Origin of the sequence: Pseudomonas sp. 28 E 9, from assembly GCF_900004785.1 — a bacterium.
In the GTDB taxonomy this organism is placed as follows: Bacteria; Pseudomonadota; Gammaproteobacteria; order Pseudomonadales; family Pseudomonadaceae; genus Aquipseudomonas; species Aquipseudomonas orientalis_A.
Window position 1 is genome coordinate 1 of sequence record NZ_CVTK01000058.1, and the last position, 25,920, is coordinate 25,920.

22 protein-coding genes are annotated in these 25,920 nt (G+C 61.3%); 17 read left to right on the forward strand and 5 right to left on the reverse strand.

The genetic code is table 11. From position 1 onward, the window contains the following. Nucleotides 1-567 precede the first annotated feature (567 nt). Nucleotides 568-1,788: an alginate lyase family protein gene (locus BFQ00_RS26940; RefSeq protein WP_065935253.1), complete on the reverse strand. Its 1,221-nt coding sequence runs from the start codon at nucleotides 1,786-1,788 to the stop codon at nucleotides 568-570. Between the two features lie 233 nt (nucleotides 1,789-2,021). Here BFQ00_RS26940 and BFQ00_RS26945 point away from each other — a divergent pair, with 233 nt between their 5' ends. The 15 genes from BFQ00_RS26945 (at nucleotide 2,022) to BFQ00_RS27015 (ending at nucleotide 17,232) form a co-directional block, all read left to right on the forward strand. Further along, the gene (locus BFQ00_RS26945) at nucleotides 2,022-2,711 is read left to right on the forward strand and encodes a response regulator (RefSeq protein ID WP_065935254.1); all 690 of its coding nucleotides are present in this window, start codon (nucleotides 2,022-2,024) and stop codon (nucleotides 2,709-2,711) included. 20 nt (nucleotides 2,712-2,731) lie between these two features. Then, nucleotides 2,732-3,907: a sensor histidine kinase gene (locus tag BFQ00_RS26950; protein WP_065935322.1), complete on the forward strand. Its 1,176-nt coding sequence runs from the start codon at nucleotides 2,732-2,734 to the stop codon at nucleotides 3,905-3,907. Nucleotides 3,908-3,978: 71 nt separating this feature from the next. Beyond that, on the forward strand, nucleotides 3,979-4,884 hold the full coding sequence (locus BFQ00_RS26955; protein WP_065935255.1) for a LysR substrate-binding domain-containing protein: 906 nt from the start codon (nucleotides 3,979-3,981) through the stop codon (nucleotides 4,882-4,884). A 74-nt stretch (nucleotides 4,885-4,958) separates the two neighbouring features. After that, nucleotides 4,959-5,786 (forward strand): DMT family transporter, encoded by an 828-nt coding sequence (locus tag BFQ00_RS26960; protein WP_065935256.1) that lies wholly within the window; start codon nucleotides 4,959-4,961, stop codon nucleotides 5,784-5,786. A gap of 29 nt (nucleotides 5,787-5,815) precedes the next feature. Beyond that, entirely contained in the window at nucleotides 5,816-6,577 is a 762-nt protein-coding gene (locus BFQ00_RS26965; protein WP_065935257.1) for an SDR family oxidoreductase, read from the forward strand. 381 nt (nucleotides 6,578-6,958) lie between these two features. Next, the gene (locus BFQ00_RS26970) at nucleotides 6,959-9,955 is read left to right on the forward strand and encodes an ATP-binding protein (RefSeq protein WP_065935258.1); all 2,997 of its coding nucleotides are present in this window, start codon (nucleotides 6,959-6,961) and stop codon (nucleotides 9,953-9,955) included. After that, nucleotides 9,952-10,374, forward strand: coding sequence for a response regulator (locus BFQ00_RS26975; protein WP_065935259.1), 423 nt, complete (start codon nucleotides 9,952-9,954; stop codon nucleotides 10,372-10,374). Before BFQ00_RS26970 ends, BFQ00_RS26975 begins: the two co-directional genes overlap by 4 nt. Before the next feature lie 75 nt (nucleotides 10,375-10,449). After that, on the forward strand, nucleotides 10,450-11,058 hold the full coding sequence (locus BFQ00_RS26980) for a biliverdin-producing heme oxygenase (protein WP_065935260.1): 609 nt from the start codon (nucleotides 10,450-10,452) through the stop codon (nucleotides 11,056-11,058). A 120-nt stretch (nucleotides 11,059-11,178) separates the two neighbouring features. Continuing rightward, nucleotides 11,179-12,207, forward strand: coding sequence for a phosphate ABC transporter substrate-binding protein PstS (gene pstS / locus BFQ00_RS26985; protein ID WP_057725519.1), 1,029 nt, complete (start codon nucleotides 11,179-11,181; stop codon nucleotides 12,205-12,207). Between the two features lie 74 nt (nucleotides 12,208-12,281). Continuing rightward, complete coding sequence (gene pstC / locus BFQ00_RS26990; protein ID WP_065888296.1) at nucleotides 12,282-13,250, forward strand: phosphate ABC transporter permease subunit PstC; 969 nt, start codon at nucleotides 12,282-12,284, stop codon at nucleotides 13,248-13,250. Then, nucleotides 13,247-14,140, forward strand: a complete 894-nt coding sequence (gene pstA / locus BFQ00_RS26995) for a phosphate ABC transporter permease PstA (protein ID WP_065888297.1) — start codon at nucleotides 13,247-13,249, stop codon at nucleotides 14,138-14,140. Before pstC ends, pstA begins: the two co-directional genes overlap by 4 nt. 76 nt (nucleotides 14,141-14,216) lie before the next feature. Then, the gene (pstB, locus tag BFQ00_RS27000) at nucleotides 14,217-14,978 is read left to right on the forward strand and encodes a phosphate ABC transporter ATP-binding protein PstB (RefSeq protein WP_065888298.1); all 762 of its coding nucleotides are present in this window, start codon (nucleotides 14,217-14,219) and stop codon (nucleotides 14,976-14,978) included. Between the two features lie 98 nt (nucleotides 14,979-15,076). Continuing rightward, entirely contained in the window at nucleotides 15,077-15,775 is a 699-nt protein-coding gene (locus BFQ00_RS27005; protein WP_065895572.1) for a hypothetical protein, read from the forward strand. Continuing rightward, nucleotides 15,775-16,377, forward strand: a complete 603-nt coding sequence (locus BFQ00_RS27010; protein WP_065935261.1) for a hypothetical protein — start codon at nucleotides 15,775-15,777, stop codon at nucleotides 16,375-16,377. Before BFQ00_RS27005 ends, BFQ00_RS27010 begins: the two co-directional genes overlap by 1 nt. Nucleotides 16,378-16,602: 225 nt before the next feature. After that, on the forward strand, nucleotides 16,603-17,232 hold the full coding sequence (locus BFQ00_RS27015; RefSeq protein ID WP_065935262.1) for a LysE family translocator: 630 nt from the start codon (nucleotides 16,603-16,605) through the stop codon (nucleotides 17,230-17,232). A gap of 134 nt (nucleotides 17,233-17,366) precedes the next feature. On the opposite strand, the gene BFQ00_RS27020 is transcribed toward BFQ00_RS27015, so the two are convergent. After that, nucleotides 17,367-18,641 (reverse strand): glycoside hydrolase family 68 protein, encoded by a 1,275-nt coding sequence (locus tag BFQ00_RS27020; protein WP_065935263.1) that lies wholly within the window; start codon nucleotides 18,639-18,641, stop codon nucleotides 17,367-17,369. Nucleotides 18,642-18,943: 302 nt separating this feature from the next. On the opposite strand from BFQ00_RS27020, the gene BFQ00_RS27025 reads away from it, so the two are divergent. After that, the gene (locus tag BFQ00_RS27025; protein ID WP_065935323.1) at nucleotides 18,944-20,275 is read left to right on the forward strand and encodes an APC family permease; all 1,332 of its coding nucleotides are present in this window, start codon (nucleotides 18,944-18,946) and stop codon (nucleotides 20,273-20,275) included. Between the two features lie 290 nt (nucleotides 20,276-20,565). Here BFQ00_RS27025 and BFQ00_RS27030 read toward each other — a convergent pair whose 3' ends face one another. From BFQ00_RS27030 to pvdM, 3 genes are read right to left on the reverse strand one after another with little or no spacing between them, the layout of a single operon-like run. Beyond that, nucleotides 20,566-21,438 carry a dihydropyoverdine dehydrogenase gene (locus tag BFQ00_RS27030; protein ID WP_065935264.1) on the reverse strand — a complete coding sequence of 291 codons (873 nt, stop codon included), beginning with the start codon at nucleotides 21,436-21,438 and terminating at the stop codon, nucleotides 20,566-20,568. A 28-nt stretch (nucleotides 21,439-21,466) separates the two neighbouring features. Further along, nucleotides 21,467-22,735, reverse strand: coding sequence for a pyoverdine-tailoring periplasmic protein PvdN (locus BFQ00_RS27035; RefSeq protein ID WP_065935265.1), 1,269 nt, complete (start codon nucleotides 22,733-22,735; stop codon nucleotides 21,467-21,469). Further along, nucleotides 22,732-24,093: a pyoverdine-tailoring dipeptidase-like protein PvdM gene (gene pvdM / locus BFQ00_RS27040; RefSeq protein WP_065935266.1), complete on the reverse strand. Its 1,362-nt coding sequence runs from the start codon at nucleotides 24,091-24,093 to the stop codon at nucleotides 22,732-22,734. Before pvdM ends, BFQ00_RS27035 begins: the two co-directional genes overlap by 4 nt. Nucleotides 24,094-24,235: 142 nt before the next feature. Between pvdM and BFQ00_RS27045 the strand changes: the two genes are divergently transcribed. Further along, complete coding sequence (locus BFQ00_RS27045) at nucleotides 24,236-25,864, forward strand: pyoverdine maturation tyrosinase PvdP (protein WP_065935267.1); 1,629 nt, start codon at nucleotides 24,236-24,238, stop codon at nucleotides 25,862-25,864. The last annotated feature ends 56 nt before the right edge of the window (nucleotides 25,865-25,920 follow it).

Below are 25,920 nucleotides of genomic sequence, written 5' to 3' on the forward strand. Positions count from 1 at the left end.
CAGTGCGGCTAACCCGGCGTCCTGCCGGGTTGCCCACGGATTCAAGCCTGCGTTCGGCCAGCGTGGTTTAACGGGGCGCCTAGGATCAAAAGCAAAAGCGCGGCGGCCTTGGAGCCGACCGGTATCTTGTGCCGAGCCTGGTGAGAATGTGGGAGGGGGCTTGCCCCCGATGGCGGCCTCTGGGCCGACCAGGATGCTGGATTGGACCGAGTACATATCCGTTTCTGCGGTAACGGCTGCTATGGGTTCCGCTTTTACAGCGGCTCACTTTTGAAAAGCGTAAAAGTAAGCAAAACGCTCTTGCCCCACCACTCGGCACCTCGCCTAGGCTCGGTGTGCCCGATCGAAGGCTTGAATCCGTGGGCCGCCGCAATGGGCCATCCATGGCCCAGTGCGGCTAACCCGGCGTCCTGCCGGGTTACCCACGGATTCAAGCCTGCGTTCGGCCAGCGTGGTTTGACGGGGCGCCTGAGATCAAAAGCAGATCAAGAGCGACTCGCTTCGCATCGTGGTTACCGTTGACCGCTATGCATAGCCACGATCCGGGCCGTTCGGCCCCGGCGTTTCTTACGGCACCAATTCAGCGTCTGACACGCCATATTCGCCCAACGAATACAGCAATGTTCCATACCCCAGTTGCTCGTAACCGCCGCTGTCTCGGCCATAATCGCCGCCGCCACCTTCCACCTGGATCTTATTGGCCATGGCTTTCACATTCGGCGCGCTGAGGCTTTTGCCCACGACGTAATGGTTGTAGAGCAGCTCCCATATCGGGCGGATTTCGCCCCGATGGTTGGGCGAGATGACCCTCTGGTTGAACCTGCGATCGAGCACAGGGGTAAACGGAACATCGTGGCCCAGGTTGTACTGGGCCACGTACTCGGCGCCCAGCAGTACGCGGTTGTTCTGGTAGCCGAACAGGTCGTCGCCCTGGCTCCAGGCCATCTGGCAGAAACTGCCGAGCAGGGCGATGTCGAGCAGGGCGTGTGCCTGGTCACGCCCGCTTTCCTGGACTTGACCCAGGCCATTGCCGTGGAGCTTCCAGACCGCGTGTTCGATGGCGCCGTTACCGCTGCCGTGCTTGAAGTAGTCGACGGCCTCGTTGTAGAGGTCGCGGCGATCCGTCAGTACGCCGATGGCCAGTATCGAGTTCATGTTGGCCAGGTCCCAGTGAGCCCCATGACGATCAGGCGGGCTCCCCTCGTGACGCAGCAGGAAGTCATGATTGATGGGATAGAACGCGCTGAGCAACATGCCCTGAAATCGATGAAAGTCCGTCACCTGCCACTTCGGGTAGCTGCGCAGCAATTCGGCCGCGTTGGCCAGTTGATAACCGGCCAAGCCTGCCGCCAGGGACTTGTCGGGCTCGCCCTTGATCGCGGTGAGTGTGGAAGACCACTGGTTCAAAATGCCCACGGCCTTGTCGGCATAGGCGGGGTCTTGCGAGATCTGCCAGCGCAGGGCCAGTGCATAGGCTGCGGCGGCGTCGTTGAACAGTGTGCTGTCGTTATTCAAGCCATCTGAAGTGCGGTACACCACGGGCACCGGATCGGTCTGCCAGGCCAATGATGCATGTGGATTGGCGATCAGCTTTTGCCAGCCGGCCAGCCATGGCGCGTTCTGGTTGGCCAGTTTTTCGCGTATTCGCGTGAAGTCCGCCTGGGTCTGGAGCAGGCCCGGATGGACGAATGCATCGGCGGGCCGGGGGGAGGAGGCTTGGCTGTCGATGCTTGTCGACAGCGCGCCGAGCAGCACGGCCATTGTGCAGAGGTGCTTGAAAGAAATCATCGTGTGTCCAACTCTATCCGGCGTAGACAGCCGTACGAACAGGGCCACGCTCGGCCCCAGGGATGAAAAGGCTGGCGCTTGCATGGAGCCTTTCAGGCGAGTGGATAGGCTTGGACAGCGGTGCGGTGGTGAGCATAGGATCGGTTCGCGAAAGTCGGGCACAGGGCAATCCTGGCAGCGGACTTTCAATAAACCATTCGTAAATTATCAAGGTTTCATCAAGAGGCTTCTTTGTGTCAGGAAAACGTATCCTCATTGTCGAAGACGACGCCGACAGCGCCAGCATTCTCGAAGCCTATCTGCGCCGGGATGGCTATGAGGTGGCCCTGGCCGAAGACGGTCAGCGCGGTCTCGACCTGCACAAAAGCTGGCAGCCCGACCTGATATTGCTCGACGTGATGCTGCCGCGCTTGAGTGGCACCGAGGTGTTGTCCGCCGTGCGCCGCAGCAGTGACACGCCGGTGATCATGGTCACGGCCATGGGCGACGAACCGGAAAAGCTTGGCGCCTTGCGCTACGGCGCAGACGATTATGTGGTCAAGCCCTACAGCCCGCGTGAAGTGGTGGCGAGGGTACAGGCGGTGCTGCGACGCACCACCGGCCACCAGCCGGTGGCACACCTGTTGCGCCATGAGAACCTGCGGGTGGATCTTGACGCTTTTACCGCAGCCATCGAGCAGGGCGATGCACCACCGCAATGGCTGGAGCTGACGCCGACGGAATTCAAGCTGCTGGTGACGTTGCTCCAGACTCCGTCCAAAGCCTTCACCCGTGACGAGCTGCTGGAAATCTGCCTGCCGGAAAGCGAAGCCCTGGCCCGTGTCGTCGATACCCATGTGCACAACCTGCGCCGCAAGCTGGAAACCCATGGCATCGCCGGGGTGCTGGTGACGGTGCGTTCCATTGGCTATCGGTTCAGGTAAACACCATGTTGGATAAACCCATGCCGGATAAATCGCTGAACAACGACAAACCGCTGTGGCGCTGGATCGGCATGCGCATGAGCCTGCTGGCGATCGGCGCCGTGGTGGTGATCTCGGTGTGCATGTGGCTCAACATCACGCTGTCGGATCGGGATTTTGTGCAGCACCTGCCGCCGGGGCTGCGCGAAGAGCTTCAGCAACTGCGCGCCGACCCAGGACTCAACGAGGCGCGCTTGCGTCAATTGGTGGCCCAGTACTACCCGCTGGACTATTTCCAGCCGGCCATCGCCAATCAGGACTGGCTGGTACTGGTTGGCCTGGTGCTGGCCGCCATCCCCATCATCATTGCCTGCGGCCTGTGGTTTTCGCGGCCCTTGTCCAGTCAGTTTTCGACGATTGCCCAGGGCGCCAGGCGCGTCGCCGGCGGGGATTTCCTGACGCGCCTGCCGGTCCATCGCGATGCACCCGACGAGTTGCAACGGCTGGTCGGCGACTTCAACAGCATGAGCACCCAACTGGAGCGCTATGAGCGTGATGTGCGCGAGTCCAGCGCGGTCATTGCCCACGAACTGCGCACGCCGCTGAATGCCGCCATGGGGCGCGTGCAGGGTATGCTCGACGAGGTGTTTCCCAGCGATGCCGCGCAGTTGGGCATGGTCAAGCGTCAGCTCGATCAGTTGAGCAAACTGGTGGATGATCTGCACCTGCTGTCGATGGCCCGGGCTGGCCGGTTGGTGCTCGAGCGCAGCGATTTTCCCCTGATGGCGCTGGTGGCCGAACGGTTGGCCTGGTTTGAGCCGCAGTTGGATCAGGCCGGTGTTCGCACGCAGATTACTATGGCCGATGGACTGCGCGTGCATGCCGATCGCGATCGCCTCGGGCAGGTCATCAACATTCTGGTTGATAACCTGTTGCGTTATGCGGCAGGCGGCGGTGAGTTGAATATCATGGCGTGCCAGGTTCAAGACCTGATCGTGATTGAAATCGGCGATCGCGGCCCGGGTATCGAGGCACAGCACCTGGACAGCGTATTTGATCGCTTCTGGCGGGCGGAACGCTCCCGGGCGCGTTACTCGGGCGGCAGCGGGCTGGGCTTGTCCATCGCCAGGGCGATCTGCCAGGCCCATGGCGGCGCCATGACCGCCAGCAACCTGGCCGAGGGTGGCACGCTGATCAGGGCGCAGTTTCCGGTGTAGGGCTGACTCGGCGTAACATGAGCCTGAGTTCATGCCCTGCCTGTTCCTGCCCACTCGCCGAGACCCTGCCTATGAGAGACCTGCCGCCGACCGCCACCTTGCGCGCATTTGAAGCCGCCACGCGGCATCCGACCTTTACGGCCGCCGCCCAGGAACTGCATGTGAGCCAGAGCGCGGTCAGCCATCAGCTCAAGCACCTGGAAACGCTGTGGGGGCTGCAGCTGTTTGAACGCGGTCAACCGCTGCGCCTCACGGCGGCGGGGGCTACGCTGGCGCCTATCGTGCGCGAATTCTTCATCAGCCTGGAGGCGACCCTGGGCGATCTGCGCGAGCAAAAAGGCCGGGTGCGACTCAGCGTCAGCAGCACCTATTCGTTCGCACTCAAATGGCTGTTGCCGCGCCTGCCGAGCCTGGCCCGTCAGCACCCCGAGCTGCTGGTCTCGCTGGACACCACCGACAAGATCATCCACTTCGCGCAGGGCCAGGCCGATGTCGCGATTCGGCTGGGCAAGGGCAGTTATCCCGGTCTGTACTCGGAGTTTCTGTTCGGCGAGCAGGTGTTTCCGGTGGCCAGCCCCGACTTGTTGCAACGCCTCGGAACCCCGCGTGATCCGGCCGAGTTGTTGCGTTTGCCGCTGCTGACCCGCGATGGCGCCGAGCTGGTGCCGAAATGGGAGGCCTGGTTCCAGTCCGTCGGGCTGGCGTTTTCACCGCTCAGGGAAAGTGTCAGGTTCGGCGACAGCAACATGACGGTCGAAGCCGCGTTGCTCGGCCAGGGCGTAGCGTTGGTGCGCAGCGGCCACGTGGAAAACGAAATCAGCGATGGCCGTCTGGTACGGCTGTTCGATGTGCCGTTCCCATCGCCGCTGGCCTACTATTTCGTCTGCCCCAAGGGCATCGAGGCACAGCCGCACATTCTCAACTTGCGACAATGGTTGATGGGCGAGGCACTGAAAGTGCAACAGGCGGCTCAATAGGGCATGAGTATTCGTTCATGCTGCGATGAGCAAACTTCGCTGTCGTTCCGGTGCCGGGCTGCCTAAGATGGCGCATGCCTATTCATCTTGTTTGCCTGGTTCTTTTCGCCGCGCTCCTGCACGCCAGCTGGAATGCGCTGCTGCGTGGCGGTGCCGACCGGCTGTGGTCGATGACGGTGATGTGCATTGCCATCGCCATCACCTGCAGCGTCGCCGCAGCATTCATGCCAGTACCCGCCAGTGAGAGCTGGGGGTATGCGCTGCTCTCGGCGTTACTGCATGTGGGCTACAACCTGTTTCTGGTGCGCAGCTATCGGGTCGGTGACCTGGGGCAGGTCTATCCGATTTCGCGTGGATCATCGCCTGCGCTGATCACCCTGGGGGCCGCCGTGTTTGCCGGCGAGCGCATCGCACCCGGCCAGTTGCTGGGTATCGCGCTGGTCTCTGGCGGGATCATTTCGCTGGCTTTCAAGGGGCGCAGCCTGTCGGTTCCCAGCCTGCCCTATGCGCTGGGCACCGGCTGCTTCATCGCGGCCTACAGCGTTGTCGATGGCATCGGTGCCAGGCTCTCCGGCGCGCCGCTGGCTTACACTGTGTGGATGTGCGCCTTGTGGGGCGTGCTGATGCCGCTGGTGTACATCGGCCTGCGCGATGCCCGCAGCTTGTTCAGTGTGCGGCCCGGCCTGTTGACCGCCGCGCTCGGCGGGTTGGTCTCCTTGCTGGCCTATGCAATCGTTATCTACGCCATGAACGAAGCGCCCCTGGGCGCGGTGTCGGCATTGCGCGAAACCAGCGTGCTGTTTGCGCTGTTGATCGGTTACCTGTTTCTCGGCGAGACGCTCACCCTGCGCCGCATCCTGGCCTGTGTCGTGATCGTAGCCGGCATCCTCATCATCGGCTGATACAGCCAACAACGCAGGAGGTCATTCAAATGGACAAAGTCACACAGGCACCCCTGATCCTGATCACCGGAGGCAGTCGCGGCGTGGGTGCAGCCACCGCTCGACTGGCCGCCGCCAGGGGCTATGACGTCGCGATCAGCTACGTGGCCAACGAACCGGCGGCGCTGGCGGTGGTGGCGGATGTGCAGGCAGCGGGGCGCAGGGCCCTGGCCGTGCAGGCCGACAGCGCCGACCCCGAACAGGTCGCGCAGTTGTTCGCGGCCATCGACCGCACCTTCGGGCGCATTGATGTCCTGGTCAATAACGCCGGGGTGCTGGCGACCCAGTCGCGCCTGGAGGATCTTGGCCATGAACGCATGCAGCGCATCTTTGCGGTCAATGCCATCGGCCCCATGCTCTGCGCCCAGCAGGCGATCAAGCGCATGGCTTACCGGCACAACGGGGCTGGCGGGGTGGTGATCAATGTCTCTTCCGGCGCCGCACGCCTGGGCAGTCCCAACGAATACATCGACTATGCCGCATCAAAAGGCGCCCTGGAGACGTTTACCATCGGGCTTTCCAAGGAAGTGGCGCGCGAGGGCATACGCGTCAACTGTGTTCGCCCGGGGCACATCTACACCGACATGCACGCCAGCGGCGGCGAGCCGGGCCGCGTCGATCGCGTTAAAGACTCGATTCCCATGGGGCGCGGCGGCCAACCGGAGGAAGTGGCACAGGCCATTCTCTGGCTGGCCGGCGCCGAAGCGTCGTTCGTGACCGGCACCTTCCTTGACGTGACGGGCGGCAAATGAGCGCGCCTCACGTCGGCGCCCGCCAAGGCTTCAGGAATTGATCGAGTGGCTCCCGATTTTCTCGTTGACGCTGACGAGCACCTCGGGGACTACCCTTGATGCCTCCACTGCTTGCTGAAAAAATGATCCGTGTGCAAATACCCAACCCTGCTATGGTGACGATGAGTCGGCAATCAGTTCTGCCCAACTTCATCGTGCCTTAGCTTCGAACGTCTGCCGGCCCCCTCATCGCTGGCATCTGCACCTGCCACCCGCGCCATTGCTGGCCACTTTGCACTGTGCCTGGCTGAGACTGAGCGAGTGTTTTTTCCTTCTTATTTGCACTGCGACAACGTGAGCAGCGTATTGCTGTTTCCGCATGAAACATTCAGGAAGCGGGCCATGACGGGTCACATGCAAAACGTAGAGCCCGAGGCCGCCCTGGAAGCTGCTCTCGCGAACTGCGCCTCTGAGCCGATTCGCATCCCTGGAGCCATACAGCCTCATGGCCTGTTACTCGCGCTGCGCGGTGAGCAGCTGTGTATTGAACAAATCAGTGCTAACTGCGAGACAGTGTTGGGACTCAAGAGCAGTCAGTTACTGGGTAGACCCCTGTCAGCGCTGGTCTCGTCAGCGCAGGCCCAGCTTGTAACACTCGCGTTTTTGAATCCGCGCGGACCTGAGAATGATTCTGTCGTTCTCAGCATTGGCGTTGCAGATTACAACGCCTCCTTCCACCGAATCGACGATGTCCTGATTGTCGAATTGGAACCCTTCGTAGAACCTGTGCATGAGCAGGCCAAGTTGGTCACGCGCGTGCTGCGCAACCTTCAAGCCGCTACGACGCTGGAAACGCTATACGACATCAGTGTGCATGAAATCCAGGCGCTGACCGGGTACGACAGGGTGATGATCTACCGCTTCGAACCGCAGGGGCACGGAAAGGTCGTGGCCCAGGCATTATCGGGCACGTTGCCGAGCTACCTGGGTTTGAACTTCCCAAGTTCCGACATTCCGGCGCAGGCTCGAGCGTTATACCGCTTGAACTGGATCCGGGTTATTCCTGATGCCGCGTATATTCCCGTGCCGTTGATACCGGTTTTGAGGCCGGACAACCATCGGCCACTCGATTTGAGTCTGTCAACACTACGCAGCGTTTCCCCCGTGCATTGTGAGTACCTTAAAAATATGGGCGTTCGATCGTCCATGAGTATCTCTCTTCTCGATAATCGAGAGCTGTGGGGGTTGATTGCGTGTGGTCATCCATCACCCTTGCTCGTGCCAAGGGAAGTAAGGGAAGCCTGTGTGCTTATCGGGCAGTTGTTATCGGCAAAAATTGCCGCAATAGTCGCCTCGCTGATCCAGCAGGAGCGCGAAGAAAAAGTCGTCATGCTTGGGCAGTTGGCGGTCGCGATGAGTTGCGATGAACACGGGGTTCTGGAGGGGTTGGTCGGTACCCCCGATCTACTTCAAGCGCTTACCCACGCTGAGGGCGCTGCGGTTCTGATTGAGGACCGTCTCCACCTGTTTGGTCAATGCCCATCGCCAAATGAGGTTAAAGCGTTGCATGCCTGGATTCGTGATTCGGGCCTCGAACAGCAACGGGCAAAAGAACAGGCGAGGGGGCTGCAAGGCCTGGGAATTTTTCATTCCAATTCGATACAGGCAGACCACTTGCCCAGCGCCGCTTATCGCGAGGTTGTCAGCGGTGTGATCGCCTTTATCCTGCCCAAGCCGGTAGACAATGCGGTGATGTGGTTCAGGCCGCAGCTGACATCCACAATGAACTGGAGTGGTGACCCCACGCGGCATTTGAGCCCCGGCCCCGTTGGTTCGGCAACCCACCGACTGCACCCCAGGCAGTCTTTCGATGTGTGGGAAGAACAAGTCACCGGCTTGGCGCAGCCCTGGTCCATAGGTGATTTGTATGCGGCTGAGGATATTCGCCGTTCGGCCCTGGAGTCGGATCTGGAGCGTCAAGTGCATCGTGAGCAGGAGGCCGTGCGCCTTCGCGATGAGCTGGTTGCGGTGGTCTCTCACGACCTGCGTAACCCGATGTCAATCATCATTATGCAATGCGGGCTGATGAAACGCTGGGCCAGCAAGGATGACTCGGGTGAAAACCGCCATATTCGCCGTGCTCTGGGTACCATCGAGAACGCTACGACGCGCATGAGCAGCCTGTTGGAAGACTTGCTGGACACGGCCAAGGTCGATGCCGGTCGTTATCAGTTGGATTGTCGTCCGTTGAATGTCGTCAACCTGCTTGAGGAGGCGTGCAATCTGCTCGTCACCTTAACGACGGAAAAAGACATAGAGCTCAACTGCACTGCGGCGCCTGGACTGATGATTAATGCTGATTCGGAACGGATTTTCCAGGTGCTGTCCAACCTGGTAGTCAACGCGATCAAATTCACGCCTCAAGGTGGCAAGATCGACATTGACGCGGTCAGCCATGGCAGCGATGTGTTGATCAATGTGAAAGACAATGGGGCGGGTATAGCGCCGGAAAACCTCGCGTACATCTTCCAGCGATACTGGTCGATCAAGGAGGACAACCCCCACGGAAATGGGTTGGGGCTTTATATCTCACAGGGCATTATCGCTGCGCATGGTGGCTTGTTGACGGTGACGAGCGAACCCGGTGCCGGCAGCGTGTTCACGTTCAGCCTGCCAGCCTACCTCGGCACCCACCTTGCAGGTGACACACCCTTTCTCAAGCGAAACGGCACAACTCAGCGGTTGGCCAAGTCCATAGCCATTAAGTTGGAGCGCCAGCAAATGGATGACCGCACTGCGCGTACCGCACTGCTCAACGAGTTAAATCACCGAGTCAAAAATGCCCTGTCCACGGTGCAGGCATTCGCGTCACTGACGGCCAACAGTTCAGATTCGATAGAGTCGTTTCGTAAAAGCTTCGATGCCCGGATATTTGCTTTCAGCCGCGCGCATGATGCGCTCGCGCGTGCCGAATGGCAGTCAACTGAACTAGTCGATCTGGTCGCGCAAATTCGCGAGTCGAGCAACGCTGCAGGCAGGGTGGCATTCGTTGGCGACAATGCAGCCTTGGAACCCCGTATCTCACTCGCTCTGTCGATGGTGCTGCACGAACTGATGGCTAACGCTGTCCAGCATGGGGCGCTGGCCTTACCCGGCGGCCAGGTGACGGTGAGCGCTTTGCTGGATCGTTCCTGCCTCCCGCATGTACTCACGATTGACTGGATTGAGAGCGCAGGGGCACCCGGCCATGCGAGCACCGCCGACAGTACTGGCTTTCGACTGATTCGCCGCAGCATTGAACGAGAGCTTAAAGGCAGGGCAGAGGTGACGTTTTCAAGTGCCGGCCTGCATTGCTCGATATCAATCCCCTGGTTTGAGCCGACGGTGACGCATCCATGATTTCGAAGCCCGTGCCGATCATCACGTCCCCACACGTTTTCATCGTCGAAGACGAGACGATGCTCGCAATATTGATGGAGGACATGCTCGACGAGCTGGGTTACGCGACGGCCTTTCATGCCAGCGCGCTGGGCGAGGGGCTCGCGTATGCGAAAGAGGGGGAGTACGACCTCGCGATCCTGGACATCAATATCATCGGAGGCAGCTCTTTCCCGATTGCTTGCGAAATAGCACAACGAGGCATTCCATTTTTTTTCTGTTCCGGCTATGGGCGCCAGGGAATGCCCGCCGAGTGGACACACCGGCGTTGTCTTGCAAAGCCTATCAGTCTGGAGCAACTGGACGCCGCGATGAGCGAACTGATCATCGCCCGGGATCAAGTACCTCTCCTTGCGCCGACTGATGAAATCCAGCGCTAGCTTATCCCCATTCCCGGCAATGACCGTGAGCTGCTTCACAGGTGCGCTGCAGGATCGCCTTTAAAGAAGAATGCCATGAACAGTTTCTCAGGTGAGTTCGATAGAGTGGAGCCTTCACGTGTGCGTCGGCTTAAGGCTGCGACCGTGACGTCCCATGCCCAGGTTGACGAACTGGTCATGGCCGCCCGGCCTTTTGACAGCGTTTCGCGCTACTCGGGTTTTCTCGGTGTCCAGCATCATTTTCATGGCGCCCTGCACCGTGTTTATGCTGACCCAACGCTGAACGCATGGCTGCCTGGCCTTAGCGCATTGAGCCGCTTGCCTGAAATCGAAACCGACATGGGGGACCTGGGCGTCTGTATCCCGCCTCATCCACCGCATGCTCCCATTACGTCGCCCTGGCAGGCGTTGGGATGGCTCTACTGTTGTGAAGGCTCAAACCTCGGTGCTGCGTTCCTGCTGAAACAAGCGCAGCGCCTGCAGTTGGGAAGCGAGTACGGAGCTCGCCATCTCTCAGCCCACCCACTCGGACGGGGTGCTCACTGGCGAGCCTTCACCACGTTGGTCGACGGGCTGACATTGACCCTGGAGCAAGATCTGCAAGCCGAGGAAGGTGCTCGTGAGGCGTTTGACTTCTACAGGCGTCTACTGGGCCATTCACTCAAATCAGCTGTTTTGCCTTGAACACTCCGCCGTTTCAGGCGGTAAGAGGGCAAAAACGCGCCCGCCATCCATTTTTCATAAAATTGTAACAAAGCTGCTGCACAGTCCCGGGAGCCCGAAATTACACCACGGAGTTCCTGAATGAAAAGCTTGATGAAGTCTGCTGCACTCGCCGTTGCGGTTTCTCTGAGCGCCACTTCGGTGTTTGCTGCCGAAAGCATCCGCCTGACCGGTTCCGGTGCCAGTTTCCCGGCCCCGATCTACCTCACCTGGTTCAAGGATTTCAGCAAGAAAAGCGCGGGCGTCACGGTTGACTACCAGTCCAAGGGGAGCGGGGCGGGTGTGCAGGACTTCCTGAACAAAACCGTCGACTTCGCCGCCAGTGACTCCGCGATGAAAGACGAAGACATCGCCAAGGTTGCCGAGGGCGTGCAACTGCTGCCGATGACCGCCGGTGAAATCGTGTTGGCCTACAATCTGCCGGGCAATCCGAAGGGCCTGAAGCTGCCGCGCGATGTGTACTCCGATATCTTCCTGGGCAAGATTACCCAGTGGAACGATCCCAAGATCGTTGCCGCCAACCCGGACCTGAAGCTGCCGGCTACGCCTATCACCGTCGTGGTGCGTGCGGATTCGAGTGGCACCACCGCGGTATTCACCAAGCACCTGGCGGCGATCAACCCTGGCTTCAAGGAAGCATTGGGTGAAGGCAACACCGTCAACTGGCCGGCCACCGACAAGTTCATCAAGTCGCCCAAGAACGACGGTGTGACCGCCACCGTACGCCAGACCCCTGGTGCGATTGGCTACATCGAATACGGTTTCGCCAAACTGGCCAAGGTTGACTTCGCCCAATTGCAGAACAAGGCCGGCCAGTACGTTGTGCCCAACGCCGAAAGCGGTGCAGAAGCACTGGCTGCGGTGAAGATGCCGGAAAGCCTGGTGGCCTGGCTGCCGGACCCGGACGGTGCCAAGTCCTACCCGATCACGTCCTACACCTGGATGATTTTCCGCAAGGACAACGGCAACCCGGCCAAGGCCAAGGCCATGCGTGAAATGGTCGAGTACAGCCTGACCGAAGGGCAGAAAATCGCTGATTCCATGGGCTACATCCCGCTGCCGCCTTCGGTAGTCGAGCAGGTGCGCAAAGCCTCCGCCAACATTCAGTAAGGCGTGCCAGGTCGCTTCCGGGATGGGCAGTCAGCCATGCCGGGAGCACTTCTTCCCTGTTTCGGAATTAACCCATGAACACACCTTTTGTCGTACCGGGTAACCCGGACTCTGCGTGCCAGCCACCGTCCACCAAGGACTTCGTGATGGATCGCACGTTCCGTGCGCTTGCACGCATCGGCGTGGTGCTGGTGCTGGCGCTGGTCTTCGCACTGGTGTTCGAAGTAGGGCGCAAGGCCCTTCCAGGCATGGAAAAGCACGGTTTTGACGTGCTGCTGGGCAGCGTCTGGGATGTCAACCAAGGCAAGTACGGCATTCTGCCGGCGATTTGGGGCACGCTGTACAGTGCTTTTATCGCGTTGATGATCGCCGGCTTTTTTGGCGTCAGCATGGCGATTTTTCTCACCCAGGATTTCCTTCCCGCCAAGCTGGCTGCGGTGTTTCGCACCATCGTCGAATTGCTCGCGGCGATCCCCAGCGTGGTGTACGGCCTGTGGGGCATCTACGTGGTCATCCCCGCCATCCGCCCGCTGACGGCGTGGCTGAACACGGAACTTGGCTGGATTCCCTTTTTCGGTACATCCCTGAGCGGGCCGGGCCTGCTGCCGGCCGCGCTGGTGTTGGCGATCATGATCCTGCCGACCATTGCCGCAGTGTCCCAGGACGCGCTCACCGCGGTGCCGATGAAAACCAAACAGGCCGCCTACGGCATGGGCACGACGCACTGGGAAGCGATTCTCAAGGTGATGGTGCCGTCGGCCGCCACCGGTATCTTCGGCTCCCTGGTGCTGGGCCTCGGCCGCGCCCTGGGGGAAACCATGGCCCTGGCGATGCTGGTGGGTAACGCAAACAACATTTCCCTGTCCCTGTTTGCACCGGCCAATACCCTGGCGGCCTTGCTGGCGCTGAACTTTCCCGAGGCCGGGCCCAACGAGATCGAGGTGTTGATGTACGCGGCGCTGGTGCTGATGTTCATCACGCTGCTGGTCAACGTGGCGGGTTCGATGCTCATGCTCTACGCCCAGCGGGGGACCAAACAATGACCAACCTCACCACGCCTGCCGCCGCGCTGCCCAGCCTGCAGCGCCGCTTCGAAGGCCGCGCCCTGCGCAGCTTGGTCTTGACCACGCTGGTCTGGTTCGGCGCGCTGCTGGCCAGCGTACCGTTGATCTCCGTGCTGTATATGCTGATCACCCGAGGCGGTGCGCGCCTGAGCCTGGAGCTCTTCACCGAATTGCCGCCGACCGGTTTCGAGACCGGCGGCGGCTTCGGCAACGCCATGGCCGGCACCCTGGTGATGGTCGGCATTGCGGCGGCGATCGCCGTGCCGGTCGGTATTCTGGCCGCCGTCTTTCTTGCGGAACTGGGGCCTGACAGCAAACTGGCGAGCGCTGCGCGCTTTGCCGCCAAGATGCTCACCGGCTTGCCGTCCATTCTGGCCGGGGTGTTTGCCTACGCACTGGTGGTGATGACTACCGGAACCTACTCGGCACCGGCAGGTGGCGTGGCGCTGGCCGTGCTGATGCTGCCAATCGTGGTGCTGACGGCCGAAGAGTCGATGCGCATGGTGCCCAAGATCATGAAGGACGCTGCCTACGGTATGGGCTGCACCCGTTCGCAGGTGATCTGGAAGATCGTCTTGCCTACCGGCCTGCCGGCGATCCTGACCGGCGTCATGCTGGCCGTGGCGCGCGCTGCGGGCGAAACCGCACCATTGCTGTTCACTGCGCTGTTCAGCAACTACTGGATCTACCACGACGGCAACCTGGCCGTCATGAACCCGACAGCCTCGTTGGCCGTGCTGATCTACAACTTCTCCGGCATGCCTTTCGACAATCAGCTTGAACTCGCGTGGGCGGCCTCGCTGGTGCTGGTGATGATCGTGCTGGTCGTGAATGTCGTGAGCCGTATTTTCGGCAAACCCAAGTACTAAAAGCGGGAGCACCTGAATTTTGAACGTATCCACTGCGCAAATAGCCGCTCCGTTTGTGACCGAGTCGCCTGTGGTCATGGACTGCAAGCTGGACAAGATTTTCTACGGCAACTTCATGGCCGTGCGTGACAGCCACGTGCCGATCGAAAAAAACAAGATCACCGGCTTCATCGGGCCTTCCGGCTGTGGCAAAAGCACCGTGCTGCGCAGCCTCAATCGCATGAATGACCTGGTCAAGGGCTTTCGTTTCGAAGGGCATGTGCATTTTCTCGGCCAGGACGTGTACGGCAAGGGCGTTGATCCCGTGGTCGTGCGCCGTTACATCGGCATGGTGTTCCAGCAGCCCAACCCGTTCTCGATGAGCATTTTCGACAACGTCGCCTTCGGTCTGCGCCTCAATCGCTACAAGGGCGATCTGGGCGACCGCGTCAAACACGCGCTGCAGGGCGCCGCCCTGTGGGACGAGGTCAAGGACAAGCTCAAGGTCAGCGGCTTGTCGCTCTCCGGCGGCCAGCAGCAACGCCTGTGTATCGCGCGCGCTATCGCCACCGAGCCGGAAGTGTTGCTGCTGGATGAACCGTGCTCGGCGCTCGACCCGATCGCCACCCGACGCGTCGAGGAACTGATGGTCGAGCTGAAGAAGGATTACACCATCGCGCTGGTGACCCACAACATGCAGCAGGCGATCCGGGTGGCGGACACCACGGCGTTTTTCTCGGTGGATATTTCCCAGGGCACGCGCACGGGGTATCTGGTCGAAATGGGCCCGACCGCGCAGATTTTCGGCAAGCCGCGCGAGCAAATGACCGAAGACTACATCAGCGGCAAGTTCAGCTGAGCCACACCGTCCGGCCTGGGCCGTCGCCCACATGCAAACGCCAAACGGACTTGGCGTGAACCGGTAGATTTTTTACCTCGTGTTTCCAAGGAGTTTCAATGTCTGTAACGCATCGCCTTGACTTACCTGCCATTGAGCGCGCATTGCGGGAAGTGCAGGAGCGCTTCGCCGAGCTTAGCCGACACTTCACCGAGCCGCGTGACCCCTTGACCGACGAAGTGCTGCTCAATGTGCTTGAAGGCTATGCGTTGATTGACGACTATGTCGCACGCGGCGTGGACCTGTTTGATCTTCATCAGCTGAACCTGATGCTGGAAATCAACGCCACGGTGCTGTGCGGTCGAGACCCGGCGCGGCGGGTGGAGTACGCCCAGCACCTGGCGGCGACCGAGGAGCATTTCTTCAACAACGTCGAGGGCGGTATCAAGGACTTGTTCAACTGGTATTGTGCGTATCGCAGCGAATCGGTCTGGAAACGGGCGGCCGGCGTCTATGTGCGCATCCTCAGCAAGCCGCAGCTGTTCATTGAAGGCAACAACCGCAGTGGGTCGCTCATCGTCAGCTATTTGCTCATGCGTGCAGGTTTGCCGCCGTTCGTGCTGACGCTGGAAAATGCCGAGGGTTATTTCAACCCATCCTCGGTGATACGCAACTCTGCCAAACATGGTGTCAAGGCGTTGTATGAATTGCCCAAGATCAAGAAAAAGTATGCAGCCTTCCTGGAGCACCAGGCGCCTGATCCAGGCAAGTTTTTCCTGAGCGGCGCGCGGCTGCCCCTGCGAGAGAGAGGCCACTGATGCGCCGATTCAAGCGTCAACGCCTGCGTATTTCATTTGATATCGATGACACGCTGGCCTGTCAGCTGCACCACTGCGCTGTCGAAACCAGCTGGCTGCCGGCCTGTGTGCATCGTTGGCTGGGGGAGCCGTTGCGCATCGGCACGCGTGCCCTGATCCGCGACTTGCGTCGCCAGGGTTGCAGTGTCTGGGTCTATACCTCGTCCGGTCGCACACCGTCCTACATCCGCCGCTGGCTGTTGCTCTATGGAATCCGCGTCGATGGGGTGGTCAACAGTGTGCTGCATAACCGCGCCCTGACCGGGCACGGGCTGTGCAATGCGCCTTCGAAGTATCCGCCGGCATTCGACATCGACTTGCACGTCGATGATTCCGAGGGCGTGCAGATTGAAGGCGCCGATCATGGCTTCCGCGTTGTCGTGGTCGATCCGCAGGACATACGCTGGACGCAGAAAGTCCTGGATGCCGTGGTCGTTGTCCGCGCGCAGCTCGGTTGGCCGCGGCTGATCAGCCCCAAGGCGCCGCGCAATGCCGGGCTATCGCTTGAGCCGAGCAGGCCTGTCGCCACCTCGGTCCTGGCGCGTGGGCAATGGTCCGGTTGAATGTATCCAGGACAATTCTTTGCGTGTATCAAATGGCGGGCTTAGGCTCTCATTTACATACAGCAGGGAGGCGAACCCGGCGCGCAGGATGCAACCGTTCCAGCGGCGTCGAATCGATTGAGGCATGTTCAGTCACGTTACGGTCGGGTGCACCGACCTCGAAAAAGCAGCTCACCCCCATGGCAGCACGCCTCACAACGCCTGTTACGGCGATCTGGAGCGCCCATGGTAGAGCCATCGACGCTCCTGCTGTTTGCGGGGGCCGTGTTGTTGTTACTGATGTCTCCCGGCCCCAACATGGCCTTCGTGATTGCGCACGGCGCCAGCTACGGCTGGCGTGGCGGCGTGGCTGCTGCGTTGGGAATCGGCGCGGCTGACCTGGTATTGACCGCGCTCACCGCAGCCGGCCTCACGGCCGCCATAGCGCAGTGGCCCCCCTCGTTCGACCTGATCCGCTGGGCCGGTGCGTTCTATCTGCTCTGGATGGCCTGGAACGCCCTGCGGGTGCGTGCCCCACGTTCAACGCATGCCACTCTCCAGGCGTCGCTGATGTCGGTGTTCATCCGAGCAATGCTCAACTCTTTGCTCAACCCCAAAGCGTTGCTGTTTTTCATGGTGTTTTTGCCGCAGTTCGTTGTGCGAGGCAGTTCTGCGGTTGCCCTGCAAATAGTGACGCTGGGGTTGGTATTAACCTTGATCGCGATCATTTTTCACATCGTGCTGGGCCTGATGGGGGGAATCATCCGGGGTTATGCGTCCCACCACGGCGAGTCCGCAAAGTGGCAGTCGCGGGGCCTGGCATTTGTATTGGTGTTGCTGGCAGTTCGCCTGGCGTTCACGTCGCGGCCGGCATGAGTTATCCAGATAGCCGGTGCGTACTTGCATAAAAAAGCCACTCGATCGAGTGGCTTTTTTTTCTGTGAATTTTGATCGTTCCCACGCAGAGCATGGGAACGATCAAGCCATGCTACGACGTTTGTTGACGTTGCTTATTTGAGCGTGACGTCAACCATCGGCGGGATGTAACCGTAGTCATACTCGGCGACCACGAATGTCTGCTGCCCTTTGATCTTGATGCCCACCGTCGGTGCCTCGGTGCCGCCGATGCGCACCTGTGTCCCGCCTTCGCCGGTGGGTACGCTGTCGATGAAGGAGGTCACCAGGCCGTTGGGCATCACGCAGTGCGAGTAGGTCTGGAAGGGCTGGGAAGACGGATTCCCCAGGACCAGGCCGGAACCGTTCAAGGGCACGTAAGGGCCGAACAGCGAGTCGGCGACAAAACCGTACACACCGTCCGGCCCGGTTACCCCGTCGCCATAGGTGAAGGTGTGGCTGATGGTGAACAGATAATACTTGCCGTCCTGGAACACGAAGTGCGGACGTTCGGTCTGGTCGTTGACGCCGACTGCGGTGAGCAGCGGCGGCAGCATTTCCCAGTCGTCGCCGTCTTCGTCACGGGCCACGGCGATACCGACGCAGGCGGTCTGGAAACGCGAGTTGCCGACGTCTTCATAACCGGGCGGCACATCGCCGATTTCTGCCTTGCCCACTTTGTGCGAGCCGCGCTCGCCGGCCACGTTGCCTTCGAACAGCATGTACAGCTTGCCGTCCTTCGGGTCGCGGAACGGCCATGGATCGCGGAAACCCCAGAAGGCGTTCTGCGCTTCGGTCTGGTACATCTTGCCGTCGGCCTCGAACAGCGGCTTGACCTTCTCGAAGCCCACCAGGCTGACGCCATGCTCGGTGGTCACCACGCGACCACGCACCTTGACGATGGTCGCGCCGGGTGTGACGGCGGTGTAGTACAGGTCCACCTCGCCTTGCTCGTTCAGCAGGATCGGCGTGCCGGCCCATTCGCGCACCGTTGGCGAAACGCCTTCAGCCATGACCCGGCCGCCGAGTTTCCAGTCCTTGCCGGTGCGGGAGTACCAGTAGTACATCTTTGCCCGACCGTGGCGATCGGTCCAGTCGCGGGTGATGTCGTAGTCACCGTTCTCATCGAGGTACTGCGGGTCGTTGGGGTGACGGTCTGCGGTCAGGGTGAAGATCACCGACCAGCCATCGACGGAAGTGATATTTCCATCAATGTCGCGCAGCGGCATGGTGTCCCAGATAAACACTTTGTCGCTCAGCACCGGGAAGTCGGCACTGACCAGCGGCTGGGTGGTGGTGGGGTCGTCCGCATGGACTTTCAGCGCATCGGCGCGGGTCCACAGGCTGGGTTGGTGGGGTGTTTTGCCGAATTTTGCAGTGTTGCTTTTCATAGGTAACCTCGTCCGTGAAGCTAAGTTGATACTGTATTTATATACAGTCATTGGACTTTAAAAGACTGGTTCCCTCGGGTCAAGGGCTAAAATGCATTTATGCATATTTTTGCGTGATGCCTTGGCTGACACGTTTCAGCTATGGATTTTTACAGACGTTCGCGTTCGGCCGGGAGGTAGCTAAGGGAGCCGCTACTAAATAAGGAACTTTGGCCCCGCAGGCCTTCTCCATTGCAGATAGCCCCGCCTCAGCCGGCCTGCGCCGGATGATCGCTGACTGCAACCTGCCGCCAGAGCCGCCCATGACCGAATCCAGCCTCAGCCACGCCGAACCTTCCAAGCCGTCCTTGCGCCGCGCCGTAACCGGCCCGATGTTGTTCCTGTTCATCCTCGGCGACGTGCTCGGCGCGGGCGTGTATGCGCTGGCCGGCACCATTGCCGGCCAGGTGGGCGGGGCGATCTGGGTGCCGCTGCTGGTGGCGTTGTTTTTCGCCATGCTCACCGCCGGCTCGTACGCCGAATTGGTGACCAAGTACCCGCATGCGGGTGCCGCTTCGGTGTTCGCCGAAAAGGCCTTCAAGTCGCCGCTGATTTCGTTCCTGGTGGGCTTTTGCATGCTTGCAGCCGCCGTCACCAGCGCCGCCGGTTTATCCCTGGCGTTTGCCGGCGACTACCTGGCCGCGTTCATCGATGTCTCGCCCCATGTGGCGGCTCTGGTTTTTCTGCTGGCGATTGCGCTGTTGAATGCGCGCGGGATCAAGGAATCGCTGGGCGCCAATATGGTCATGACGTGCGTGGAACTGTCCGGGCTGCTGTTGGTGGTGGTCGCTGCGGCCTGGTGTTTCCAGTCCGGCGAAGCGAACCTGGGGCGCGCATTCGAATTCAAGCCCGGCATCAACCCGATGCTTGCCGTGCTCGGTGCTGCGCTATTGGCGTTCTATTCGTTCGTCGGTTTCGAAACGTCGGCCAACCTGGCGGAAGAAATCCGTGGTGTGCGCAGGATTTACCCGCGTGCGCTGTTCGCCGCGTTGATCGTGGCGGGTATCGTGTATATGGCGGTTGGTGTTGCCGCCTCCGTGGTGCTGCCGATGGACAAGCTGACAGCCACGTCGGCACCGCTGCTCGAAGTGGTGCGCGCCTCGGGCCTGAATATTCCACCGCAACTGTTTGCCTTCATTGCCCTGGTGGCGGTCGCCAATGGCGCGCTGCTGACGATGGTCATGGCCAGCCGCCTGACCTACGGCATGGCGCGCATGGGCCTGTTGCCGGAACCGTTGTCACGCGTGCTGCCCAAGCGCCGTACGCCTTGGGTGGCGATCATTGCCAGTACGGCCGTGGCCATAGCCTTGACGCTGACCGGCACGCTCGCGGCATTGGCCGAGACGGTGGTGTTATTGCTGCTGTTCGTTTTTCTCAGTACCAACCTGGCGGTGCTGGTATTGCGGCGTGACACCATCGAGGAGCAGCATTTTCGTGTGCCGAGCTGGGTGCCGGTGCTGGCGATCGTTTCGTGCCTGATCCTGCTGAGCCAGCAAAGCCTGGATACCTGGTTGCGGGGCGGGGCGCTGATTGTGCTGGGCATGGTGCTGTATGGCTGCAATCGATTGGCGACGCCGGCGGTGCAGGCGGGTTGAGTACACCAACCGGGTAGCGACCCATGCCGTCGATGGCGGTGTGTCAGTTGCAGAAGCATTCAAGCCCCCTCCCACAGTTGGTCTTCTGTGTGTTGAAGACTTTGATGGGGGCAAGCTCTAATGCCAGTCAGTCAAGCGTACACGCCGTCTGTAGGAGCGAGCTTGCTCGCGAAAAACGTCAACGATAACGCGTGCTTCCTGAATGAACGCGGTGCCTGTGAGTTTTTCGCGAGCAAGCTCGCTCCTACAGTATTAGGACAAGCCCCCTCCCACAGTGATTGATGTATGGCTTAGAGGTCGCGCACTACGCGGAAACCAATCCAGTCACCGCGCGTCTGCGGGTAGATGTTGTTGCGGTTGCCGGAGCGGGAGAACACTGGCGCCTCGCCCCAGTCATTGCCGCGAATCTGGTAGGACTCGCAGTTCGGTTCCATCCAGGCACTGCCGTCAGTCGGTGCACCGATGTAGTTCGGGTGTTCGCAATCGGCAACCCGTTCATACACATTGCCGTGCATGTCGTACATGCCAAACGCATTCGGCGGGTAGCTGCCCACCGGTGACGAATAGCTGTAGCCGTCCGCCGGGCCGTAGGTGTTGGCGTGCCTGGCAATGCTGTAGCCCTTGCCTTCGTCGAACGGGAAGGGGAACGGCCCGCGGGTGCCGGCGCGGGCCGCGTATTCGCGTTGGGCTTCGCTGACCATGTGGTACTGCTGGCCGGTTTTTTTCGACAGCCAGGCCACGTAGTTTTTAATGTCGTCCATGTCCATGCACACCGCCGGCTGACGCGGGCCCTGGGGGTAGCGGGGCTTGCTGGCGATGCATTCGCGGCCGGGACGATCATCACCATTGGCGATCTTCACCCCGGTCTGGCGGACATAGCTGTCCCATTCACCGGCGGTGATGTGGAAGCGGCTCATGGCGAAGGGCTTGGCGAAGGTCACCTCATGCATCGGGCCTTCGTCCGGCTCGCGGCCGACTTCGTCTTCCGGGGTGCCCATGGTGAAGGTGCCCGCAGGCAAGACCACCATTTCCGGGCAGTCCTTGCAGTCCTTGAAGACTTTGCCCGGTTGCGGTGCCGCCGCCTGGGCCAGGCCCGGGAGCAGGGCGCCGCACAGTGCGGTCAGCGCCAGGGCTGGCAGGGGTTTGAGTCGAAATGGCGTCATGTGAGCGTCTCGTTCAAATAAAAAAGGGTCACAGCCGCTGGCTCAGCAACGCCATGAAGCGCTGGATCTCATCCGAGCTGTTGAGCAGGCCGGGGGAGGTGCGGATCACCGGGCCGACGTCGCGGTCCACGGCGTCGATCACCACTCGGTTTTTCATCATGTAGCTGGCCACCGCATCGCAGTCCTGGCCCTTGACCCGAAAGAAGGTAAAACCTGCCGACAGCGCTGGACTGCGCGGCGTGACCAGTTCTATCTGCGGATGCGCGAGCAGTTGCGCTTTAAGCTCGGCGTTGAGTGCGTGGATACGCGCCTGCACCGCTGCCTTGCCCAGTTGCAGGTGCAACTTGAAGGCTTCGTCGGCGGCCCAGCGATGTTCGAACGCGTGGTAGCCGCCGGGCGTCATGGTGGTGGCGAAATCCTTGTCTTCGGAGAAGGTCGGCACCATCGGTGTGACGTAGGTGTTGTCGGGGCTGCGAGCGCACACCAGGCCGGTGCCGCGTGGGCCGAACATCCACTTGTGGGTGCCGGCGATGAAGAAGTCGCAGTGCATGGCCGGGAAGTCGAGGTTTTCCACGCCGAAACCGTGCACGCCGTCGACCACGTAGAGCAGGCGGTCGTGGTCGTCGCGGTTGCGGTTGTATTCATTCACCAGTTGGCCGATATCGCCAATCGGCAATTTGACCCCGCTGCCCGATTGCACCCAGGTCATGCCCAGTACGCGGGTGTTGGGGCGAATATTGCGCTGGATATTGCCCAGCACTTCATCGGCGGACACGCCGCTGGCGCTGTCGAACAGCCGGATGCGGCGCACCTGGGTGCCTTCCCTGCGCACGCGAAAATCCAGCACGTTCTGCGTCGCGTAATGCTCATGCTCGGTGGTGAGGATTTCCTGGTCGGCGCGCACCTTGATCCCACCGTAAATCATCGCCAGCCCTTCGGAGGTGCTGCCGGTCAGGGCGATCTGTGGCGGTGTGGCGTTCAGGTAGCGGCCCGCCCATTCACGCACCTGGCCTTCGCGTTTCCAGGTTTCCTGCAGGTCCCAGTCCATCGCCAGGCCGGGGTTGCGGTCGATCTGCGCACGGTAGCGCTCGATGGCCTCGCGCACCGGCCTGGGATGCGACGCGACCAGGAAGTTGGAAAAATGCAGGTAATCCGGGTCCTGGTTGAACAGCTGTTTCAAGCCTGTCCATGGGTCGTTCGTGGCGGCGGCCAGCGCCTGGGGCATCAGCGTGTTGCCCAGCGGCAGGCTGGCGGCCAATACGCCGGCCTGCTTGAGGAATGTGCGACGGTCGGTCATGGGCTGACTGCTTGATGAGCCAGGGGTTTGGCGGCTTTCTGGACCTGCTCCCACACCCGCAGGAAGTTGCCTCCCCACAGCTTGGCAATATCGGCTTCGGAATAACCGCGCTGGATCAGTTCGGCGGTGACGTTGCGCACTTCGCCAACGTTCTCCCAGCCCTGCAGGCCACCGCCGTCGTTGAAGTCCGACGCGATGCCGACGTGGTCGATGCCGATCTTGCGCACGGTGTAGTCGATGGCATCGCCCCAGTCCTTGAGGGTCGCCTTGGGTTCTCCCTCGAGAATCGCGTACAGCTCGCTGGCGTACTGGCCGAAGCGCTGTTCGGGCCACGCGGCGATGATCGCATCGCCCGGCATCAAGGCCATCGCCAGGTTCGGCAGCGGCGGCAAGTCGAAGCGGGCGCGCAAGGCGTTGAGCTTGTCCTGGGTCGGCTGGCTCAGGGGGCGCAGGTAGGCAGGAAAGCCCACCACCTGCACCACGCCGCCGCTGCGCTTGATCAGTTGCAGTTCCTTGTCGCTGAGGTTGCGCGGAATGTCCACCGACGCCCGGGGGGCCGAGTGGGACGCTACCATCGGTGTACGGCTCAACTGCGCGACCTGTTCCAGGGCCTTGGTCGACATCTGCGACACGTCGATGATCACTCCCAGGTCATTGAGGCGCTGCACCGCTTGCTGGCCGATGGGCGACAGGCCCTCGAGGGCGTCGGTGGTGTCATTGAAAAACGGCAGCGGGCGCGACGAATCCGACCAGGCGTTATTGCCGATGTAGCTGAAGCCGAACATGCGCATGCCGCGCGCCGCCCACAGGTCCAGCTGGTTCAGGTCGTTACCCAGCGGGTAGGCGTTGAGCATGCTGATAAAGATCGCGAACTTGCCTTCGCCGTGCAGGCGGCGCATGTCGTCCGGGGTGTAGGCGATGCCCACCTGGTGGGGGAAGTCGCGGACCATGCCGGAGATGATTGTGTAGCGCACCTCCTGCTCATGGCGGGCTTCCTCGACAAAACCGTCGGTGGGTTTGTGCGGGGCGTTGGGGCCGTTCCAGATTTCCGGCCAGCCGAAAATGGTCAGGGCCGCGCCGGATAATCGTCCGCGCGCCGCTTTGGCCAGGTCGAACTGGCCGCTGCCATCCTTGTCGGCTTCATTGCCGGCTGTGCCGAAATCCATGGGCACGGTGATGTGGCTGTCGAACGACAACAGGCGATCCTGCATTTCATTGGCCTGCTTGATCACCTCCAGCGGGTAGCCGGCGTTGCCCTTGAACCAATGATCCCAGACCAGAAAGCCGGCCCCGGCAGCGACTGCCAGTGCCAGCGGCACGCCGATATACAGCGCCTTTTTCGAACGTGGTTTTGTCATTGCCATCTCAGTCAGTTGAGGCCTTTGCTATCAGGGAAGAACGAGCGATGACCGGGGAAATTTAGCGGGCGCTGCCCGGGCGGTAAATTTCCCCAGGCTGCAAACGTTCTAGCTCTGATTAAGCCGTTTCCTAAGGTAGACAATGACGATCTCTCGACGTGGGTTCATCGCAGGCCTGGCGCTGACCGGCGCGGCGGTGCCCGCGGCCTTTTATGCCCATCGCGAGCTGACGCGGGAAGAAGAATTCCCGGTCACCCCCGGCGAAGCCACGGTCGACCTGGCCGACACCCAGGGCCAGCATCTGGCGAATACGTTGCGCGGCGTGTGGAGCCTGCGCCTGGAAGGTCGCGATGCCGGCCTCAGGGGCTTGCCGTCCCGGGGCCTGGAACTGCTGCTGGACATCGCGCCCCGTGGCCGTGGCTTGCGCGGTTACCTGGACACCGCCGAGAACCTGCGGGCCGACGGCGAGCCGCGCTACCGCGTATTGGGCGATCTGCTGACGGGCGAGGGCGCCTTGCTCTATTGGCGGCTGATCGACCGCGATTCGGCGGCGGGCATCCCGGCCTACGAATTCAAGATGACCCTCGATGAAGTCTGGGCCGACTTCGGCAATGCCGGCAGCGGCACCCTCAGCGGGCAGATCCTCGACCTCGAGCGGCCCCTGGCATTGACCGAGCGCGACAACCGATTCATCGCCCACAAACAGCTGTTCCCCGAAGCCCGCCAGCGCATAGGCCTCAACCCGACCCTGCTGGCCTGGCTGATTGCCCCCGAACATCGCCTGTTTCACCAGCTGTGGCACGCCACCCGTGACCAATGGCACAAGCTCTCCGAAGAAAAACGCGAGGCCCTGCGCGGCATCGGCTGGCAACCCGGGCCGCGTGGCCGGGAGCGCGATGCACGGGGCAAGCTCAAGGACCGTAACGGCTCGGGCATCGACTTTTTCTTCATGCACCGCCATATGCTTGGCACTGCCCGCTCCATGCAGGAGCTGCCGTCGTGGCCGCATTTCCCCGAGCCCCAGCCGGCGCTGGAGCGCGATCGCCCGGGCTTCGTGCGCTACTTCGATAACCACGACGGCTTTGCGTTGCCGCCGTGCTGGTCGGCGCCGGATGACGCCGATTACACCCAGTGGGTCAGCGACATCAAGGCTGCCGAGACCTACCACAGCAATTTCCAGGTGTGGGAATCCCAATACCGCGACCCACGCTACCTGGCCAGGCTGACCCTGGGCCAATTGGGCTCGGAGATGGAGCTGGGCCTGCACGACTGGCTGCACATGCGCTGGGCTTCTGTGCCGCGCGACCCGTCCAACGGCGCCCCGGTGCCTTTTGCCCGCGACCCTGCGGACTTCGCCGCACGCTGGTACGCACCGGAAAACGACTTCCTCGGCGATCCGTTTTCATCCCACGTGAACCCGGTGTTCTGGCACTTCCACGGCTGGATCGATGACCGCATCGAAGACTGGTTCCGTGCCCACGAGCGGTTCCATCCGGGCGAAGTCACCCGGCTCGAAGTCAACGGCGTAGCCTGGTTCGCACCGGGGCGCTGGGTTGAAGTCGGCGACCCCTGGCTCGGCCCGGATACCCACGGCTGCAGCACCACGCCGGGGTTGCAGCAGGGCCGCTCGTTGGAAATGGACCCGGAAATCATGAAACTGGCCCTGCGCATCACCTTCGGCGCCGATGAGGAACTGCTCAAAGGCCTGTTCAAGCGCGTGCCGAAGCGGCCCTGGTATGCGCGGCATTTGAAGGTCAAGCGCGAGGCCTGAGTGCGGTGTTTTGGCTGCGTGTTCCTTGACATCGCGGCACTGGCGCGCAACGATCA